Annotated in this window: 17 protein-coding genes; 4 read left to right on the top strand and 13 right to left on the bottom strand. The window is 66.0% G+C overall.

Features of this window, described 5'->3' with window-relative positions; all coding sequences use genetic code 11:
- Positions 1–369: 369 nt before the first annotated feature.
- The 8 genes from FRC96_RS18350 to nirK form a co-directional block, all read right to left on the bottom strand.
- Complete coding sequence (locus FRC96_RS18350; protein ID WP_146976649.1) at positions 370–2,721, bottom strand: FG-GAP repeat domain-containing protein; 2,352 nt, start codon at positions 2,719–2,721, stop codon at positions 370–372.
- Between the two features lie 31 nt (positions 2,722–2,752).
- Positions 2,753–4,237 carry an ABC transporter permease gene (locus FRC96_RS18345; RefSeq protein ID WP_146976647.1) on the bottom strand — a complete coding sequence of 495 codons (1,485 nt, stop codon included), beginning with the start codon at positions 4,235–4,237 and terminating at the stop codon, positions 2,753–2,755.
- Complete coding sequence (locus tag FRC96_RS18340; RefSeq protein ID WP_146976645.1) at positions 4,234–4,950, bottom strand: ABC transporter ATP-binding protein; 717 nt, start codon at positions 4,948–4,950, stop codon at positions 4,234–4,236. Before FRC96_RS18340 ends, FRC96_RS18345 begins: the two co-directional genes overlap by 4 nt.
- Positions 4,947–6,716, bottom strand: a complete 1,770-nt coding sequence (locus FRC96_RS18335) for a hypothetical protein (RefSeq protein ID WP_146976643.1) — start codon at positions 6,714–6,716, stop codon at positions 4,947–4,949. The genes FRC96_RS18340 and FRC96_RS18335 overlap by 4 nt, the downstream gene beginning before the upstream one ends.
- A 265-nt stretch (positions 6,717–6,981) precedes the next feature.
- Complete coding sequence (locus tag FRC96_RS18330; protein WP_146976642.1) at positions 6,982–7,932, bottom strand: isopenicillin N synthase family dioxygenase; 951 nt, start codon at positions 7,930–7,932, stop codon at positions 6,982–6,984.
- Between the two features lie 211 nt (positions 7,933–8,143).
- Entirely contained in the window at positions 8,144–8,959 is an 816-nt protein-coding gene (locus FRC96_RS18325; RefSeq protein WP_146976640.1) for a class I SAM-dependent methyltransferase, read from the bottom strand.
- Between the two features lie 53 nt (positions 8,960–9,012).
- A complete protein-coding gene (locus FRC96_RS18320; protein ID WP_146976638.1) occupies positions 9,013–10,026 on the bottom strand; it encodes an SCO family protein in 1,014 nt (337 codons plus the stop codon).
- Positions 10,027–10,158: 132 nt separating this feature from the next.
- Positions 10,159–11,676: a copper-containing nitrite reductase gene (gene nirK / locus FRC96_RS18315; RefSeq protein ID WP_146976637.1), complete on the bottom strand. Its 1,518-nt coding sequence runs from the start codon at positions 11,674–11,676 to the stop codon at positions 10,159–10,161.
- A 571-nt stretch (positions 11,677–12,247) separates the two neighbouring features.
- Here nirK and FRC96_RS18310 point away from each other — a divergent pair.
- Genes FRC96_RS18310 through FRC96_RS18295 form a run of 4 tightly spaced genes read left to right on the top strand, consistent with a single transcriptional unit; the run spans position 12,248 to position 14,914 of the window.
- On the top strand, positions 12,248–13,489 hold the full coding sequence (locus tag FRC96_RS18310) for an NnrS family protein (RefSeq protein WP_230470432.1): 1,242 nt from the start codon (positions 12,248–12,250) through the stop codon (positions 13,487–13,489).
- A gap of 7 nt (positions 13,490–13,496) precedes the next feature.
- Positions 13,497–13,994: a CopD family protein gene (locus FRC96_RS18305; RefSeq protein ID WP_146976633.1), complete on the top strand. Its 498-nt coding sequence runs from the start codon at positions 13,497–13,499 to the stop codon at positions 13,992–13,994.
- A 57-nt stretch (positions 13,995–14,051) separates the two neighbouring features.
- Positions 14,052–14,516: a hypothetical protein gene (locus FRC96_RS18300; protein WP_146976632.1), complete on the top strand. Its 465-nt coding sequence runs from the start codon at positions 14,052–14,054 to the stop codon at positions 14,514–14,516.
- Positions 14,516–14,914 carry a hypothetical protein gene (locus FRC96_RS18295; RefSeq protein ID WP_146976630.1) on the top strand — a complete coding sequence of 133 codons (399 nt, stop codon included), beginning with the start codon at positions 14,516–14,518 and terminating at the stop codon, positions 14,912–14,914. Before FRC96_RS18300 ends, FRC96_RS18295 begins: the two co-directional genes overlap by 1 nt.
- 14 nt (positions 14,915–14,928) lie before the next feature.
- Here the strand turns inward: FRC96_RS18295 and FRC96_RS18290 are convergent, their stop codons facing one another.
- The 5 genes from FRC96_RS18290 to FRC96_RS22430 form a co-directional block, all read right to left on the bottom strand.
- Positions 14,929–15,729, bottom strand: coding sequence for an ABC transporter permease (locus FRC96_RS18290; protein ID WP_146976628.1), 801 nt, complete (start codon positions 15,727–15,729; stop codon positions 14,929–14,931).
- A 32-nt stretch (positions 15,730–15,761) separates the two neighbouring features.
- Positions 15,762–16,766, bottom strand: coding sequence for an ABC transporter ATP-binding protein (locus FRC96_RS18285; RefSeq protein ID WP_146976626.1), 1,005 nt, complete (start codon positions 16,764–16,766; stop codon positions 15,762–15,764).
- A gap of 55 nt (positions 16,767–16,821) precedes the next feature.
- Positions 16,822–17,682, bottom strand: coding sequence for an ABC transporter permease (locus FRC96_RS18280; protein ID WP_146976624.1), 861 nt, complete (start codon positions 17,680–17,682; stop codon positions 16,822–16,824).
- Between the two features lie 27 nt (positions 17,683–17,709).
- A complete protein-coding gene (locus FRC96_RS18275; RefSeq protein ID WP_230470431.1) occupies positions 17,710–18,645 on the bottom strand; it encodes an ABC transporter ATP-binding protein in 936 nt (311 codons plus the stop codon).
- Positions 18,646–18,706: 61 nt separating this feature from the next.
- Positions 18,707–18,918: hypothetical protein (locus FRC96_RS22430; protein WP_230470430.1), on the bottom strand; the 212-nt coding region annotated here is incomplete at its 5' end.

Below are 18,918 nucleotides of genomic sequence, written 5' to 3'. Positions count from 1 at the left end.
ATGGAGAGCGGAGCCACAGGAAAGCAGAATTTTGAAGCGACGTCGATGGTGTGGCGAGCAGGGGGGGGAGGACGCTGGAGGGTGTGGCGAGTGTGCGCGACGCGAGGGGGCGGTGGGCATGGGCGTGAAGGGCGGGCGCGGCGCATGAAAAAAGCCGCCCCCCGAAGGGGGCGGCCCGAGAGGCGCGGTCACGTTATCACGCTGTGAGCTATCGTTGACGCTGTGTCTGCTGCATTGAGAGCACCGCGGGCTACGTTGCAACGCCTCGACGATGCTAACGCATCGCCTGCGTTTTGCGTCTTGTCCGGCTTCGTCACGCTCAATCTCGCATCCACCAGCGTCACCTTCTGCGCATAGCGTTCATGTGGCTTATCCCTGGATGGGCACGCAGGTGCCGTTATTGAGGCAGTAGAAGTCTTCGCGGCACTGGTCGTTGGCGGTGCATTTGCAGCCGACGGTCGCCCGCAGCTCGTTGTTCTCTTCGTTGCACTCGCGGAAGCTGCGCTGGCCGGTGCCGTCGTCGTTGATGCGTGCGATGACCTCCATCTGCTGGCCGTCGCCGGCGGAGATGGGGGCGTCGTACCAGTCGTAGGTGAACTCCAGGCGAGAGCCCGGTGCCATCAGGTCGTCGGAGAGCACCACGTCGATGAGGGTCTCCTGGTCGCCCTCGACCAGATACAGGGCTACAGGCAGGCCTTCGATGACCCCGCGGCTGCCCTGGTTGGAGGCGATGAAGGTCAGGGTGACGTGGTCGTCTTTGCAGACGCCGCTGCCCTGGCTGACGACGAGGTCGGGGGCGTTGAAGAGTCCTTCGCCCTGGACGTTCTGGCGGTAATTATTGAGGTAGTCGCGGCGCCAGTTGTCGACGCGTCCGGAGGGGATGGCGCCGGGGCGGTTGACGGTGCCCGGGCAGAGGGCGTCGTCGATGCCATCGCATACGTTGGTGACGCTGTAGGCGTGCTGGTTCCAGACCGGGCGGGTGGCGACCCAGCGGCTCTCGACGTCGCGGATGACGCGGACGCCGTTGGAGGCGCCGCCGAGCTCTTCAAAGCGCGGCCAGTACTGAGCGCAGCGACCGCCAACTCCGGAGTAGTCGTTGGAGATGACAACGATCTCGGCGTGGTAGTCGGCGTCGACGTCGACGATCACGGGGAGCTCGCGGGTGGTGCCACTGGTGTTGGCGATCTGGAAGAAGATGTCGGTGCTGCCGTCGGGGTTGCCTTCGCCGTCGTAGACGCGCAGGAAGCACTCATCGCCGTAGACGACCTCAGCCTTGCCGTCGCCCTGGAAGTCGAAGACCGAGGAGCCGGTGACGCGGCTGGAGAAGTCCTGGGAGGGAAGCTTCCACATCAATTCGCCGCGCTCGTTGAAGACGACGTAAAAGCAGGAGCCGGCGGTGGAGATGTTGGGCAGGCCGTCGCCGTTGAAGTCGGCGATGGTGGGGGGGCCGCCGCCGGTGGAGCCGGAGCATTCGGCGGTGGAGTAGTGGGGGTGGCCTTCGGTGGGCATGGGCGCAAGCCAGATGCGCTGGCCGGTGAGACCGTCGTGGAGCTTGACGGCGTCGCCGGTGCGGCCGGTGATGATGGCGACCTCGGGCAGACCGTCGAAGTCACCGTAGGTGAAGGTCTCGCCGTCGAACTGGCCGAAGTCAGCCACCGCCGGGAAGCCGCCGACGCCGTCGTCGTAGGTCCAGAAGGTGGGGCATTCGGCGGTGGTGTCGGAGGTGCGGTTGAAGCTGAAGGCGCCGCCGGCGGCGACGACTTCCAGGTTGCCGGTGCCATCAAGGTCGGCGACCAGGGTGTTTCGAGGCGTGGCGCCGACCTCGGCGTTAACGCAGAGCTGTGTGCCGGTGGCGCCGTCGAAGACGCGGTTGGCGCCGACGACTTCGATGCGGCCATCGTGGTCGAGGTCGACGAGATAGGCACCGTCCCAGCTCATGGAGAAGCCGCCGGTACGCCACATCTCGGTGAAGGCGGTGGTGTGGTCATCAAAAGCGATAAGACCGCTGCCGCCACTGAGCACGGCGACGATCTCGTTGCGGCCGTCGCGGTCGATGTCGCCGACGGCGACCGAGGCGGCGCCGGAGACGCGGACGCCGGGGTCGACGAGGTCGAAGACCGGCTCGTAGGTGCGCCCGTTGACCGCACGCAGGATGCCGTCGCTGGTGTACTGACCACCGGCAAAGGTCGAGAAGATGATCTCGGGGATGTTGTCGCCGGTGATGTCGACCACCGAGGGGGTCATCATGATCTGTTTGTGATTGGGCTCCGGCGTGTTCTCATCGGCCTGCCAGGCCACGTCGACGACCGGGTCAAAGACGTCGCCCTCGGGCTGGTAGATGCAGGCGTCGCCCAGGTCCGGGAGGCAGCGCTCGAGGGTGGGCTCGCAGAAGTTGCCCTCGGGGCAGTCCAGGGTGTTTTCGCAAGCGTCGCCCGGGGTGACGCAGCCGCCGGCCAGGCAGAGCTGATCGGGACCGCAGCAGTCGTCGTTGCAGACCTGCAGGGCGGGGCATTGGGGGGCGACGTCGGGTTCACCGACGTCGTCGCCCGCGTCGGCGGGGTCGCCGGTGTCGGGCAGGGCCGCGTCGAGCTCGGCGTCGCCTTCATAGACATCGCGATCATCGCCGGGACCGGTCAGGCCTCCGGTCTCCGCGCAGTCACCACAGCCGGAGAGGACCAGCGCCAGGAGGGCCACTTTGAAGGGGAGTGCGAGCGTGCGCATGCAAGACCTCGACGTGAGCAGGATAAGTCGATCAGCGAGCGGTGAGTGCGGCCGCCGGAGAGATGGCTCCGGCGCGGCGCGCGGGTAGAAGCGCGCCAAGCCAGCAGAATAGAAGCGCGGTGGCCAGTCCCAGGGCGGCCATCCAGGGCTGCCAGCCAAAGAGGGAGTCCGGCTTAAAAGGAAAGTCGCCTACCAGCGAGTTAAACGCAAGGTCGAGGCCGTAGGCCGCCAGCCACCCCAGCATCAGGCCGGTGGCCGCCGAGAGCAGAGCGACGACGGTGGCTTCTCCGAGCACCAGGAGGTGAATGGTGCGGCGCGGCGCCCCGAGCGCGCGCATCAGGCCAATCTCGGCGCGGCGCTCCAGCACCATCATGGAGAAGGTGTGGGTGATGTTGAGCGCAGAGATGCCCAGGATGATTAGCGCGATGAGGTTAAAGAGCAGGGTGATCAGCGAGATGAGCAGCCCGATGCGCTCGGCCTGCTGATGGCGCGCGGAGAGCTGCAGGCCGAGCTCTTCGGTGAGTCGGCGAGTCAGGGGCGCGACCTGATCGTTGGAGCGGGCCTCGACGAGGAGGGAGTGGTAGGTGTCGGCGCTCTCATCGCCGGAGTAGCGGCGGTTGAGGCGTTGCACGACGCTCAAGGGGAGAGTCGCGCCCATGGGCATGGCGCGCTCGGAGAAGCCGACCAGGCGCGCGCGTTCGGTCTGGCGCGCGGCGCGCTCGTTGCGACCGAGGAAGCTCTGGCCGAGCACAAGGTCGAACTCCAGCCCCACGAGCATCGTTTCGGAGAGGCGGGGGAGCTGGCCGCCGATGCCCTGGCTGCCTTTGAGGGCGGTGCGCAGACTCCCGTTGAAGAGCTCGATGAGGTTGGGGTGGGCGATGACCGGGATGGGCCAGGCGCAGGTGCGCCGTTGGGCGTGGCAGTAGGCCTGCGCCCCACAGCTCGCGCTCACATCCTCGCCGGGGGTGCAGGCGGCAGGCTCACAGACCTCGCCGGCGCATTGAAAGCCCGCGGGGCAAGGTGAGCTTGCGCTGCAGGAGGCCGGGTTGGCGTGGTCGACAAAGCCCAGCGGGTCGGTGATGGGCTCGTCGACGAGGTCTTGAGGGATGCCGTCGGCGATGAACTCGATGGTGAGATCGCGACCGAGCAGGGAGCCGCCGCCGCGGGCGCTGGCCGGGAAGGTGAGTTTTTGTTTGGGGAAGACTGCCTCGACCTCTTCCAGCTCGGCGACGCGCTGCACCAGGCGGTCATCGAGGCCGCCGACGGAGCCGAAGAGGCCGCCGAGGGAGGGGCCTTCGGCGGCCGGGTCGACGACTTCGAGCTGTCCGATGACAAAGACGCGCTCTAAAATCTGGGTGCGCACCCCTTCGCCCAGGGCAGTGAAGAAGAAGAGGGTGGCGATGCCTACGGCCACACCCAGCCCGGAGAGGGCGAAGTGGGCGCGGTTGCGGCGAAGGCTCTGGGTGACCAGGGCCCCCAGGCGACTTCGGGACGACGAGGAGGTTGAGGAACTCACGCGACCTCGGGGGTGAGCGGGGTCTGGGCGACGTCTTCGACGAGTTTGCCCTGGTCGAGGACCACGCGGCGGCGAGCGCGGGCGGCCACGTGCTGCTCGTGGGTCACCAGGATCACGGTGATGCCTTGCTCGCGGTTGAGGCGCTCGAAGATCTCCAGGATCTGCAGACCGGTGTCGCGGTCGAGGCTTCCGGTGGGCTCGTCGCAGAGCAAGATGTCGGGCTCTGCGAAGAGGGCGCGCGCGATGGCCACGCGCTGCTTCTGCCCGCCGGAGAGCTGCGGGGGGCGAGCGTCAGCCAGGTGCTTGAGGCCGACGCTATCGAGGAGATTGAGGGCGCGCTGATGGGCGTTTGCCGCGGAGAGGCCGCCGCCGAAGAAGGAGGGGAGCGCGACGTTCTCGGCGGCGCTGAGGTGGTTGAGCAGGTTGAACTGCTGAAAGACATAGCCCAGGTGGCGCTGGCGGGTCGCAGCGAGCTCGCGCTCCGAGAGGGTGTGCAGGGCGGGGGCGTCGGGGCCGCCCAGGGTGACGCTGCCCTGGTAGTCGGTGTCCAGCCCGCCGATGGCGTTGAGGAGGGTGGTCTTGCCACTTCCGGAGCGCCCGACGATGGCCACAAACTCACCGCCCTCGATCGTCAACGTGATGGCGTCGAGGGCGGTGACCTCGCGCTCGCCGGCGTGAAACTGGCGAGTGAGGTTGTGTACGACGAGGTTCATGGCTGCTCGACGGGGGCGTCCGCGGGGGTGCCCGGCTCGGGCAGGGGGGCGACGAAGTCGAGGGAGGCCGTGGCGAAGAGGCCTTCTTCTTCGACGGCGACCTCGAGCAGAAGCTCCTGGAGGGGATCGAGGGTGCTGATGACGTTCCCGATCATGGGCATCGACCCGAAGTTCTCGCGCAGGCGCTCGAAGTTGAAGTAGAGGCCGTTGAGGTTCTTCTCGGAGGCGAAGCGGGCGCCGAGGTCGAGGCCTTCGACGTCTTTGAGGGCGGGCTCATCGCGCTTGCCGCTCAAGTACTCGTAGACGGCGTCTTCGCCCATGCCGGCGGCGGCGATGGTGAGGTTGTCGCCGCGCTGGAAGAGGCGTGCGGGTAGCGCGTTGAGGTTCGCCGGGACGAGCACGCGGGCATCGTCGACGGGCGCTCCCTTGTAGTTGAGGGGGCGGAGCTCGGCGTAGCCGGTGGCGAACTGGCCCAGGCTGTCGACGAGGGCTTCGAGTTTGCGCTGCTCGCTGAAGTCGGCGGAGATAAGCAGGCCGCTGGCCGAGAGCACGCTCATGATCTGCTGGATGGGGGCGCCCTGGCCCAGGGCTCCCATCAGCTGGCGGGTACCGATGCCGTAGAAGGCGATGAGGGAGTGGCCGGTCATCGCGGCGATGACGTCGTCTTCGAGGTTGAGGTTGTAGTTACGGCCCATCTCCACGAGGTTGCGGCGGATGGCGCGGCTGTTCTCTTCGGGCAGCCCGTCGAGGAAGGCCTGGTAGGCTTTGGGCATATCGAAGCTGGTGCGGACGCCGAGCATGGTGTTCTTGGTCAGAAGGTTGGCCCAGTCGGCCTCCATCTGGCTGAGGTAGGCCTCGCGGGCCTTCTTGACGAGCTCTTCGTTGCCGCCGGCGTACGCTTTGAGCTGAATGCGGGTGTCTGTGGCGATCAGGCCCACGCCCGCACCTTCGGCGTTGTTCTGGGAGAAGAGCGCGACCTGCTCAATGAGCTCGTCGACCGGCGTGGGGTTGGGGTTGGGCGCCTGCTCCACGCGGGCCAGGTAGCGGTCCGGATCGACGTAGACGCTCAAGGGGAGGTCCTTTGCCAGGTTGTCGCGAAACGCCATGAAGGGGGCGCTCTTTCCGAGGGACTCTTCGGCCGCGGTGGTCTGGATCTGGGTGGCGATGGCCAGCGCGGTGCCTTCTTCGAGCGCTTCGATGGCGTCGAAGGCCGGGAGCGCCACGAAGGCGATGTTGTCTTTGTAGAACCAGGCCAGCTCCAGCCCGCCGGACTTGCCGCTGATCTTCAGCGAGGTCTTGCCCATCTTCTCGTTGCGCACCGGCTCGGTGATCTCAAAGGTCTTGCGCAGGCGCTCGACGAAGACGCTCTCAAAAGCCTGCTTGTCGGCGACGTAGGTCACCAGCACCGGTCGGTTGACGACCATGGCCACCATCAGGGAGCCGTCGGGGGTGATGCCGGCGCGCTTCCAGCTCTCGGGGTCGTTGAGCTTGATGCCCCACTCGCGCTGAATCTGCGATTCGATCATGCGCACCGCCGGGTTGAAGGCTTCGGTGCGGCGCATGACGATGTCGAGGGCTTCGCGGGTCTCATCGAGTTTGGGAGCGATGATAAGCGCGTCGGTGCTCAAGGGGAGCTGCTCGGAGAGCTGGGTGATGCGATCCTGGGCGGAGGCGGGGATGGCTCCTTTTTTGGAGCCGCACCCGTCGCAGGCCGGCGCAATGAGGAGCGCGGCCAGGGCGAAGAGGAGGATGAGTAGACGTTGCATGGTGTGTCTCCAGAATAAGGCGGCCAGGTGGCCCCCGGGATGGGAAGCATTTCTTGGGGCCCCGGTGGCGCGGCGGCCGCCGGGGCGGATCAGGCGTATCCTAGCGTGGGCCAGATAAGAGGACAAAGGGGGCAGCGTCAAGAGTGGCGAGTGTGTGGAGGCTGTCTGGCTGGCTGGCTGCGCGTCGCGGGCAAAAGAAAAGGCCGCGAGCGAGCTCGCGGCCTTTTCTTGCGACGCCCCTCCGGGTGCAGGGGATGAGGCGGCCTTACTTCAGCCCGATCTCACGCAGGCGCTCAAAGAGGAACTCTTCGGCGGTGATGGGCTCGCTGGCCGGCTCTTCGCCTTCGTCGAGGCAGGTGTCGAGCACCTTGAGCACGTAGTCGGGGTGCGGGTGCACGAAGAAAGGCATGGAGTAGCGGCTGGTGGCGTCGCCCTCCGGGTTGACCACGCGGTGGGTGGTCGAGGGGAGCTTGTTGTTGGTGATGCGGGCGAGCATGTCACCGGAGTCGACGATCATCTGACCCTTGATGGCGTGGATGGGGCGCCAGGTGCCGTCGCGCTCCAGAAGCTCCAGACCGGACTGGGTGGCTTCGGGAAGCAGCGTAATCAGGTTGATGTCTTCGTGCTCGGCGGCGCGCATGGTGCCGGGCTCATCAAAACCGTCGCAGACCGGGTAGTGAATGACGCGGATGATGGAGTTTCCATCCTTGATCATGTTGGGGAGGAAGCTCTCTTCCTGACCCAGGTAGAGGGAGATCGCCTTGAGCATCGTCTCGGCGGAGTTTTCCATGGCCTGGTAGAGCTCCTGCGCCTTCTCGCGAAGTTTGGGGACCTCTTCGGGCCAGACGTTTTTCTGGATACGCTCGGCCATGGGGTGGTCGGCGGGAAGGTCGCGGCCCAGGTGCCAGAACTCTTTGAGGTCGGCTTTTTCGTTGTTTTTGGCGTGCTCGACGCCAAACGAGGTGTAGCCGCGCTGACGACCGGTCTCGGGGGACTCGTAGCGGCGCTTGGTGTCGTCGTCGAGGGCAAAGAACGCTTCGAAGAGGTCGTAATTTTCGTAGAGGAGGTCGGTGTCGACGCCGTGGCCTTCAACGGCAACGAAGCCCAGCTCTTTGAGAGCGTCACCGATCTTTTTGACGAAGGCCTGGCGGGTGGCTTCGTCGCCGTGGGTGTAATCGCGAAGGTCGACAACGGGGATGGTCTGTTCCTTTGCCATGACAGCAACTCCGAGGGGTTTGGCGCGGGGGCCATAAGAGGCGTTTGTGCCGCGGGGAGGGCGGCGCGGGGGTGCTGGGCAGGAACACTTACCAGATGGTGAGACAAACGCAAGGGAGGGCGCGCCGCCGGAGAGGGTCTGTCACGCGGCTGTCACGTCGAAGAGGGGGACGGCAGCATGTACCTGGAGGTTGCCTGCCCCCCCGGACGGCTCACTCGGGAAGTCGACCCACGACCAGAAATTGCCGCTCGAGCTGAAGCTCGTGAAGCTCGGCTTCAAAGCCTCCGGCCTCAAGTTCGGCGATGATCTGCTCGGGCGTCATGCGGTGTTGGGCGGGGGGGCCCTGGGGGGACTCTTTGTCGTAGTCGACGATCCACACCGAGCCGCCCGGTCGAAGGCGCGAGGCGAGGTGGCGGGCGTAGGCTTCGCGCTCGGGGATATGGTGCCAGGTGTTGACGCTTAAGATGCGGTCGACCGACTCGGGCTCAAGCCCCGAGGCGTCGGCGCGGGCCTCGACCGTCTCCACGTTGACCCAGCCGCGGGCCTCGGCCTCATCGTCGATGTAGCGCAGCATCGCGTCTTCCATGTCGACGGCGTAGACAAGGCCCTCGGGGCCGACCTGGCCGATGAGGTGCGGGATGAAGTAGCCGGTGCCCGCGCCAATGTCGGCCACATGCATGCCCGGCTCGATCTGCATGGCTTCGACCACTGCGGCGGGACGTTGCCAGAGGTCGCGCTCGGGGCTGTTCCAGCGATCGACGTAGTCTTCGGGGTTTTTAAAGGCGTGGTCGTGGTGCCCGGGGGCGTTCTCGGCGTGGTCGTGCGAGTCGTGCTCAGTCACAGCGGGCTCTTCGGTGGCGCCGTCTTCGACGGCGGGTTCATCATCGTCGGCCACAACGGCCTGAGCAGAGTCGTCGACCACCGACGCCTCGGCCTTCTCCATGGTCGAGGGGCCAGAGCAGGCCAGCGCGCCAGCCAGAATCAAGGTCAGCGCGCCGGGGCAGAGGCGAAAAAGGGGCGATGTCATCACAGATCTCCATCAAGCGGTGAGAGGAATCCTTCACAGGTCACCGCGCTACCTTACTCGAAGACCCGGATTCGGATCACCTCCTGCGGCACCGCCGTACACCCAAAGTAGAAATCACCCGGTTCGTCGAACTTCTGGAGCGCGGACTGGCCGGGCGCCAGCGAGATGTCGCCGACGAAGTGGTACATGTAGTCGTCGTTCTTCCAGCGGATGGCGTCGCCCACGTTGACACGCAGGTAGGAGGGAAGCGTGGGGTTCTGCTGGGCAGCCCGCGTATACGAACCGGCCTCAATCGAGACGTCGCGGACCTCGCCGACCTCCGGCAAACGCTGGCCCAGCGAGGGGTCTTTGAGCAGCGCGCGCACATCGTCGGTCATCGCCTCCACCGAGGTGCCGTAGGGGTAGCTCACCGCGATGCGCTCGCCATCCATCACCAGGTAGATCTGCCCGCTGTGATCCCATTTGTAGTCGCGACCGGCGATGGGCTTTTCGAGCTCGACGCGGCGGCGGACCACGCCCCAGTTATCGTAGGTAGGCTGCATATCCTCCCCCTCGCGGGCGGTGAGCCCCACGATCTCGCCCCTGTAGTGCCCCAGGTAGGCGCGGAGCTCTTCGGGCGTCTCTTTCTCGGGGTCGATGGTCACAAAGAGAAACTGCACCTGATCGGCGTCCGGGCCCAGGTTCTCTTCGATCTTCTCAAACTTCTTGAGGTTGGTGGGGCAGACGTCCAGGCAGCTGACGTAGCCGAAGAAGACCATCGCCAGGGGGTGGGGCTGGCGCTTGAGCGAGAAGGCTTTGGCGTTGTGGTCGACGCCGTGCAGCGCCGGTGCGAGCCGGGGCGGGTTGTAGTGGATGCCGCGCAGAGTGTGGGGCGCCTCGGCGGTGGCGGCCGGCGCGTCGGCGTCATCGGCAACCAGCGCGCTGTTGAAGATGATGGCGCTAAGGCCACCGAAGACGAGCAACGCGGCGGTGATCAGGAGGCTACGACGCGTCAGGAAGGAGGGGGAAGCGGGGCGCGCCGGGTCATGTGTCGGGGCGATGGGGTCGGGGAGAAGTTCGGCGGTCATGGGAGCCTCCGGCGCGGCGGGTGGGGCTGAGAGGTCGGTGTGGCGTGGGGGGCCAGGTCATGGCGGAGCTCGGTGAGGGGGAAGAGTCGGTGCTTTGCCCCCCGGGCCGCGAGCGGCCCGGGGGGCAGGGGGTCAGTGACCGGCGGGAGGCAGCCCGTCGAGGCCTTTGAAGATGCTCTCGTCGGCTTCGCCGCTGACCTCCAGGATGCCGACGGCACCCTTATCGAGGCGGCTCAGGGCGTGGTCGACGAGCAGGTAGCTGCCCGGGTAGTCGACCTCGAACTCCACCATCGTCGCGCCGCCCGGAGGCACCGAGGTGGTCTGCACGTTGAGCAGCGGCTCGTTCAAGAGCGCACCTTCGGGGTAGACCCGGTCGAAGATCTCCCCAATCACGTGGAAGGCGCTGTGAAGGTTGGGGCCGCCGACGCCGAAGAAGATGCGCAGGGTGTCGCCAACTTCCGCCTTCATGGCGCGGTCGCCGGTGATCGAGCCTACGCGGCCGTTGAGAAGCACGTAGGTGGGGAGCTCGTCGAGCAGGCGCTCGCCATCTTCCTCCATGTGGCCGTCGGTGCCGGGGCGAGCGTTGGTGTAGTATTCGCCCTGGACGACGTAGTACTCGTGGTCGACTTCAGGTAGGCCTCCCGGGGGTTCCACCAGGATGAGTCCGTACATGCCGCGCGCCATATGCGTGGGGATGTGCGGGGTGGCGCAGTGGTAGACGTAGATGCCGGCTTTGAGCGCCTTGAACTGCAGCGAGCGACGCTCACCGGGAGGAACCTGCAGGTAGACCGCGCCGCCGCCAGGGCCGGTGGCCGAGTGGAAGTCAATCGAGTGCGGCATCAGGCTCGACTCGTGGTTGTCGAGGTGGATGACCACATCGTCGCCTTCCATCACGCGGAGCATGGGGCCGGGGACTTTGCCGTTGTAGGTCCACAGCTCGAAGGTGGTGCCGTCTTCGATCTCGGCGATGACCTCTTCGGTCTCGATCACAAACTCAACCTTCTCAGGGCGCGTGCGGTTGAGAGGGGCGGGGATGTCGGAGGCGTCCCAGCCCACCTCGTCGATGCTCACGCGTTTGGCGGGCTTGAGCGCGGCGCCAAAGCCTGCGGCCGGGCCGCCACCATGGTGCGCCATCGTCGGCGCGTTGGCCGTGGCCACCATCTCGGGGGCCGCCGCCGCGCCTTCGACGGTGAGCTTGCCCACCATGCCGGCCTGACGGTGGCCCGGGATGGTGCAGTAGTAGGTGTCGCTGGCGGTAGCCACAAAAGTGAAGGTGGTGGTCTCATCGACCTTCATGATGGCGTCGCTCTTGGTGCCGGCGCTCTCCAGGCCGATGTCGTGGGCCATCGCCTCTTTGTTGATGAGGGTGATGGTGACTTCGCTGCCGGGTTTGACCTTGAGCTCCGGGTTGATCTGGCCGTCGATGGCACCACCGACGCCTTTGTAGCCTGTGATGTGGGCTTCCAGGGTGAAGGCGACCTGCTCGGCGGGGGCCTGCTTTGTGGCGCCCTGCTTGAGCACCGAGCCGGGAGTATGCGCCCGATCGCTCTCTTCGAGGATGCAGCCGGTGAAGGCGATGGAGGTCAGCAGCAGCGTCGCCAGGATGGCGAGTCGCCGGGGCGAAAGAAATCGGAAGAAAGTCGTGGTCATGGCCAACCTCCATTGCGATCTGTAGCGCGGTCATCGGGCGCCGGGGGCCTGACGTGTGCTGGCGAGGCCCGTCGCCAGGGCTCCTGTCGGGAGGAGCGTCTGATACGCCCCGAGGTAGTGCCAGAGCTATGCCACCGGTGGGAAGTTCCCGTGTGGCAAAACTGACCAGGAGGTTAAGGGCCGCGTAAATTCTGGACTTTACGGCATATTACAAACGCAGAAATTTCTTCCCGGGGTCGTAAGAGGTGCCGATCCTCCCGGATGAGGCGCAGGACGTGCCCCGCAAGAGCTGCGTGTGGCGCAAAAGTTGCGCAATTCTTGCGCCGGAGTTCTAAAACGCGCGTGGGGTTTGGTGCAAAATTCAGGGGTGCAGCGAGGGGTGCGCGGTCGGCGATTGAGGTGGATTGCGTCGTTGTTTCAGTGGGAAATGTGGTTTTCGGGAGGAGGTGTGCGGGCGCACTTTCAAGACACATGCTCGAGGCCGGTACAGAACTTGCGAGCAGGGAGGTTGAGACGAACTGGTACGCAAAAGTTGCGCGTGTCGCGCAGATCTACTGACTTCGAGGTGAGCATGGTTCAGATCGATCTTTTAGCCCCGGACGCGCCCGCGGCGACGCGTGCCCCCCACCCGCTGTGGGCCTGCGGCTTTCGGCCCTTCTTTCTGGTGGCCGCTATCTTTGCGGTGGTCGCGGTGCCCTGGTGGGCGACGATCTTTGCGCGCGGCCTCAGCGTGGCCACAGGCTGGTCAGCGTTGAGCTGGCACGGTCACGAGATGATCTTTGGTTTCGCGCTGGCGGTGATCGCGGGCTTTTTGCTCACGGCGGTGCAGAACTGGACCAAGGGCGTCACCGCGCAGGGGCCGTGGCTGATGGCGCTGGTGGCCCTGTGGGTGGCCGGGCGCGTGGCGATGAGCGGGGTGTGGGAGCCGGGGATCCTCGGCGCGATCCTCGATCTGAGCTTCGTTCCGGCGCTGGCGGTGGCGATCGGTCGGCCGCTGCGGGCCACAAAGAACCGTCGCAACTACGCCTTTGTCGCGATGCTCGGCGCGCTCTTTGTAATGAACCTCCTGATGCACCTCGCTTCGCTCGGTGCGCCTGTTGGTGGCGAACGCCTCTGGCTCCTCGCCAGTCTGGATCTCGTCGTGGTGATGATGCTGGTCGTCGGCGGGCGCGTCATCCCGATGTTTACCAGCAACGCCACGGGCGTAGCCGTGCGTAAGCCGACCTGGCTGGAGAAGGCGCTTGTTACATTTGTGGGGCTGAGCATCGCCTCGCAGATCGCGCTGGGGCTCGGTGCGCAAAGTTTGCGTTGGGTCGCCATCGCAAGCTCAGCGCTGGCCGGCGTGGCTGTCATCGCCCGGATGGTCGGCTGGGGCACGCGCGCCACGCTCAAGGTGCCACTCCTGTGGGTGCTGCACGCCGGCCACGCCTGGATCGGCGTGGGATTTTTGCTGCGCGCGGCCGCTTACCTCTGGCCCCAGGTCTCGTCGGCGATGGCCACCCACGCCATCACCGTCGGCGCGGTGGGCATGCTCACCTTAGGCATGATGGCGCGCGTGGCCCTGGGGCATACCGGGCGCCCGCTTAAGGCGCACGCCTCGCTGGGCTGGGCCTTTGCGCTTCTGGGCGTGGCGGCGCTCGGCCGCACCTTCCTCCCCATGATCGCCCCGGCGCTACTCGCCGGCGCCTGGCCGGGTTATTACGTGGGTTTTGTGAGCTTCTCGGCTGCGTTGTGGGCGGTGGCCTTTTTGATCTACGCGGTGGTGTACCTGCCGGTGCTCACGCGCCCCCGGGTCGACGGCCGGCCGGGATGAGGAGGCGATGATGGAGATGATTTACAAGGTAGCCGTGGCCACCCACGTCATCGCGGCCACCATCTGGGTGGGCGGGGTTCTCTTCATGGCGCTGGTGGCCATCCCGGTAGCCCGCACGCTGGAGCCGAAGATGCGCGTGCGGGTGACCTCGGCCATCGGCCGACGCTTTCAGCGCGTGGGGTGGGCAAGCCTGGGGTGGTTGGTGCTGAGCGGCTCTTTCATGATGTACTTCTGGGGGGCGCGCTGGGCCAACCTCACCGATCTTTCCTTCTTCCAGGCGCCGCATACCCGGGTGCTCAGCCTGAAACTCGGTCTGGTCACACTGATGCTGCTGCTGAGCCTGACGCATGACTTCTTTGTGGGGCCGCGCGCCTCACAGAGTGAGTCTGCGGCACAGGCCGCACGCTACCGCACCATGGCCGCATGGCAGGGGCGCATCACCGGTGTGCTCGTCATCGTCATCGTCATACTCGCCACGATGGTCGCGCGGCCCTGGCTTGTTTGAGGGTGGTTTAAGTGGTTGATAATGTTGGTTTATCTGTTGAGGTTGGAGGCGCCTTGTATGCCCACATTGAGCCGAATCTTTTTGAAGCTGGGGCTCGTCTATTTTGTGCTGGCGATGCTCGTGGCCGCGGCGCTGGCCGTGGCGGGCGGAGCCTGGTCGGCGCTCCTGCTGCCGACCTACCTGCATCTCTTTATGGTGGGCTGGGTCACCCAGTGCATCGTCGGGGTGGCGCTGTGGCTCTTCCCGAAATGGAGCAAAGAGCAGCCCCGGGGGCCGGAGTGGCTGGGGTGGACGAGCCTGGTGGGGCTGAACCTGGGGCTTGTGTTGCGGGCGATCGCCGAGCCGATGATGGTGCTTCGCGCGCCGGATGAGGTCGGGATCTTCGGGGGATTGCTGGTCGTCTCGGCCGTCGCGCAGTGGGTCGGCGGGTTGGCTTTTGGGGCCGCGATCTGGCCGCGGATCAAAGACCCGAAAGCCGAGCGAGCGCGGCGCAAGAAACAAACGCGCGCCGGGGAGGGCTGATGGCACCGCTCTCCATTCGTGCGTTGCGTCTGGCGATCCTGCACCTGGTGGTCGGGTTGAGCGCCGGCGCGTTGCTGCTCGCCAATAAGGGACCTACGATCCTTCCGCTGGGCGGCCTGGGCAGCGCGGAGCTCTTACGCGTCCACCACCACACGCTCCTCTTCGGCTGGACGGTGCAGCTTGTGATGGGTGTGGCCTACTGGATCTTGCCCACCTTCGGCGCGCGCACCGAGCGCGGAAGCGATGTGGCGATGCTCGCTGCTATCGCCGCGCTTAACATCGGTGTGGTCATGGCGGTTGCGGGGCTGCAGACGGTGGGCTGGGCGCTGCAGGCTTTCGCGGCGCTGAGCTTCGGCGTGAACGCCTGGCCGCGGGTCAAAGCGTTTGGGGAGGGGTGAGTCCGAGGCAGCCCTCAGACGTGAAACTGCTTCTCGCGAAAGATCGCGGTGGCCGCCGCGGTGGCCAGCACCGCGATCAGCCCGGCCACCAGAAGCCCGAACCACCACTCAAAGTTCAGCGGCTCATCCAGGATGAGCTTGTCGAGCCAGCCCGCACGGTCGGCCCCCTGAAGCCCGGCAATCGTGCGCACGTGGAACTTCACGCTGGCCAGCTCCACCACCGGGATGGCCGCCACCATCATCTCCACCACCACGTAGTAGATGATGCCCAGCAGAAGGCTCGACGAGAAGATCACCGCCAGCATGGCGAAGAGCGCGGTGTAGGTCACCGCGCCCACGGCCGCGGCACCCAGCATCTGCCCCAGCGTCCCCAGCTCCGACCCAAACTCCCCCGAGCTCGCCGCGCACACCACAAAGAGCAGCACGATGGGGAGCCCGCTCACCAGCGTGGCGCTGAGCATCGCGCTCTTGAGCTTGGAGAGGTAGAGGATCGCCCGCGGGATCGGGCGAAGGGTCAAATACGTGATGGTGCGCCCCTCAATCTCATCGACCACCGAGGGGCCGCCGAAGTAGAGCGCGGCCAGAGGCACGAGAAAAGGCAGGTACACCGACTCCAGGCTGTTGCGGAACATCGTCATCCCGTCGAGCTCGCCAAAGGCCACGTAGGCCAGGGCCACGAGCACCGGCAGAAGCTGCACGGCGAGCAGCACAAAGGTCTTTCGGGCGCGAAGCTGGCGACCAAAATCCAGCGCGAAGAGGCTTGTGGCCTGGCGCACCACGCCGAAGTTGCGGGCCGGTAGAGAGGTTGTGCTCATGGCAGGCTCGTCGGGAGCGAAGAGAAGATGGGTCAGGAGACCAGGTAGCGGAACACCGCCGAGAGATCGTTGTCGGAGGAGGTCAGCGCGTGCAACGTCAGCTTATGCTCCACCGAGAGCGAGGCGATGCGGCTGTAGGCCAGATCCGGCTCGGAGGTGGAGACGAAGAAGCCGCGCTCGGTGAAGCTCAACTCCAGGGTGTCGTCAAACGCGCTCAAAAGGCTGGCGAGCTTGCGGGGGGACTCGCACTCCACATAGATGCGGTGGGGGTGCTCATCGATCATCTCGCGGATGCGGTAGATGTTGCCGTCGGCGAGCACGCGACCGCGGTTGATGAGCACGATGTCGGAGGTCATCGCCTCGACCTCGTGCAGAATATGGCTGGAGACGACCACGGTGCGCCCCTTGTCTCCGAGCTTGCGGATCAGGTCGATGATCGTGCGGCGGCCGACGGGGTCGGTGCCGGTCAGGGGCTCGTCGAAAAAGAGCACCTGCGGGCGATGCGCCAGCGCCTGGGCGATCTTGATGCGCTGGCGCATCCCCTTGGAGTACTCGCGGATGGGCCGGTGGGCCTGCTCACTCAAGCTCACCGTGGCGATGGCCTCTTCGGCCAGCGTGGCCGCGTCGCTCTTCGAGAAGCCCTGCAGGCGCGTCAGATGGGTCACAAAGGCTCGCCCGCTCATCTCTTCGTAAAAGGCGTCCTGCTCGGGCACAAAGCCCAGCTTCGCGAAGGCTGCGGCGTTGTTCCAGACGCGCTCCCCACCCAGGGTGGTCATGCCGGTGGCCGGCCGAAGTTGGCCGGTGAGGCATTTGAGCAGGGTGGATTTGCCGGCGCCGTTGGGCCCCAGCAGGCCCACCACGCCCTGGCCGATGTCGATGGAGATGTCGTTGACGCCGATCACCTGGCCATACCAGTAGGAGAGCTTGCGCGCGGCGATCACCACGTCACCGCGACCCACGCGGGTCACCTCCGAGGTGGCTGCGCCTTTTTTGGCGGCAGCGGCCGGGGTGTCAGAAGTTGGAGCGGGGCTGGACATCAGCGCCTCGTCGCAAAGAGTGCAGATTGGGAAGTCAGGTCAGGGGCGTGGGCCATCAGGCGATGCCCTCCAGGCGGCTGACGCGGTGGCCAAGCGCGGCGATGCCCGCACCTCCCAGCCCCAGCGTCACGAGGAAGGGGGCCCACATCGGCACCGTCTCTGGAAACTCCGGCCCGCCTTCGAGCAGGGCCTGGCCCAGAAGCGTGAGGTTGCCGGTGAGGCTGAAGAGCGCGGCGGCGGCGTGTCCGCCGCTGACCGTGCCGAAGATCGCGTGCAGGATCAGCGGCACGATGATCGCGCCGAGCCAGCCGAGCACCGCGTATCCGGTGCGGCTGGTCAGGCTGCTCAACCCCACCACCATCGCGCTCATCACCGCCACAAGGCCTGCTGCCATCAGCACGCCCACAGCGTGCAGCGCGGCGACCTGGCCGGCGTATTCGGTCGAGGCGAAGAAGGCCACGCGCAGCCCGCTCAAGAGGATCGCCGGCACGATCGCGGTCAGCGTCCCCAGCATAAAGAGGCAGAGGAACTTGCCAAACGCGTAGTCAAATCGGCTGATGGGTTTGGAGAAGTAGAGCTGCACGGTGCGGTGGCGCAGGTCGTCGCTGATGATGCCGCAGCCGTTGGCCACATAGACCAGCGCCAGGGCGAAGACCTCAAATTGCAAAAAGATCACCACCGGCCCGCGGCCCGGGGCCTCGGCTGCGCCCATCTGGCCGAGCTGCGAGCGCATCGCATACTCGCCAACGATGAGCACCCCGAAGATCAGCGGGATGAGCCAACTTCCCAGCACCACCAGCTTGGTGCGCCAGAAACGCCAGTAGGTGCGCAGCGAGATCCAGGCGATGGTCCACCAGGCAAAACGCTCGACGATGGGACCTTCGTAGCGGGTATACTGCTGATCGCGGATCGACATAGGTAAGAACCGTTGAGGGGAGGGGCGTTACGCACCGAGCTCCGGGCGCGCCCGGGAGGTCTCCTGGTCGAGGAGCGCCAGAAAGGCCGTCTCCAGGGTGAGGCGCTGGGGTAAGAAGTGACGAAGCTGCACCTTATGGTCGACGGCCAGGCGCACCAGCTCCTCGGCGCTCTGCGCGCCGCTTAAGCGCACCTTGAGGTGCATGCCGGCCTGCTCCACGCCGAAGCCCGCCTCGGTGAGAAGTTTCGCAAAGCGCTCGTTCTCATCGCGGGTGCCCACTTCAATGACCGGATCGTCGCTCTTCTGCAGCTCGGCCAGCGAGCCCACGTGCACAAGCGCGCCCTGGTTGAGCATGACCACGCTGTCGCAGATCTTCTCGACGTCGGGCAAAAGGTGGGTGGAGAGCACCACGCGCACATCGCGCTCGCGCACATCTTCGATCAGCTCCAGCATCTCGTCGCGGCCTTTCGGATCGAGGCCGTTGGTGGGCTCATCGAGAAAGAGCAGCCTGGGGCCGTGCACAAGGGCCTGGGCGAGCTTGGCGCGCTGCTTCATGCCGGTGGAGAAGCCGCCGAGCTGGCGGTAGCGGGCCTCGCCAAGCCCCACATAATACAAAACTTCGTGGGCTCGCCGGAACGCCTCGCTTTTAGGCAGCCCGCAGAGCTGGCCGTTGAAGCTGACGTAGTCGACGGCGGTCATGTAGGGCAAATAGCAGTCGTTCTCAGGCATGTAGCCCACCGCGCGGCGGATGGCGCGGGCGTCTTGAGGAAGACGCATCCCCAGCACCTCGGCGCTGCCGCCGTTGATGGGGATCAGACCTAAGAGCGCCTTGATGAGGGTGGATTTGCCCGCCCCGTTGGGGCCAAGCAGGCCCACCGCGTTGGACTCCAGCTCAAAGCTGATGCCTTTGAGCGCGGCGAAGCCCCTGTAGTCCTTCTGGACGTTATCGAGTCGAAAGAGCACGGAAAAAGCCCCCGGTCGGTGGTCAAGCGCACGCGGCGCCTTCGGGTTGCGGCTGGCGCGTCTAGCGGGTGAGCAGGTAGCCGATGATGGCCACCAGCACCAGGAAGATAAATGAAGCCAGTCCGATGACGACAGTGATGATCGTGCGCGTGGAGTCGTTGGTTTTGGCGGGTTGCGCGGGCTGGGCGGCGGCGGCCGCGGCCACCCCGCTCCCTGCCGGCTGGGCGCCACTGACCGGCGCGGGCATCGCCAGGGTCGGCGCGCTCTCGACCT

Source organism: Lujinxingia vulgaris (assembly GCF_007997005.1).
Classification (GTDB): domain Bacteria; phylum Myxococcota_A; class Bradymonadia; order Bradymonadales; family Bradymonadaceae; genus Lujinxingia.
Note: the sequence above shows the minus strand (reverse complement) of the source record. Positions and strands in the feature narration are given on the sequence as shown.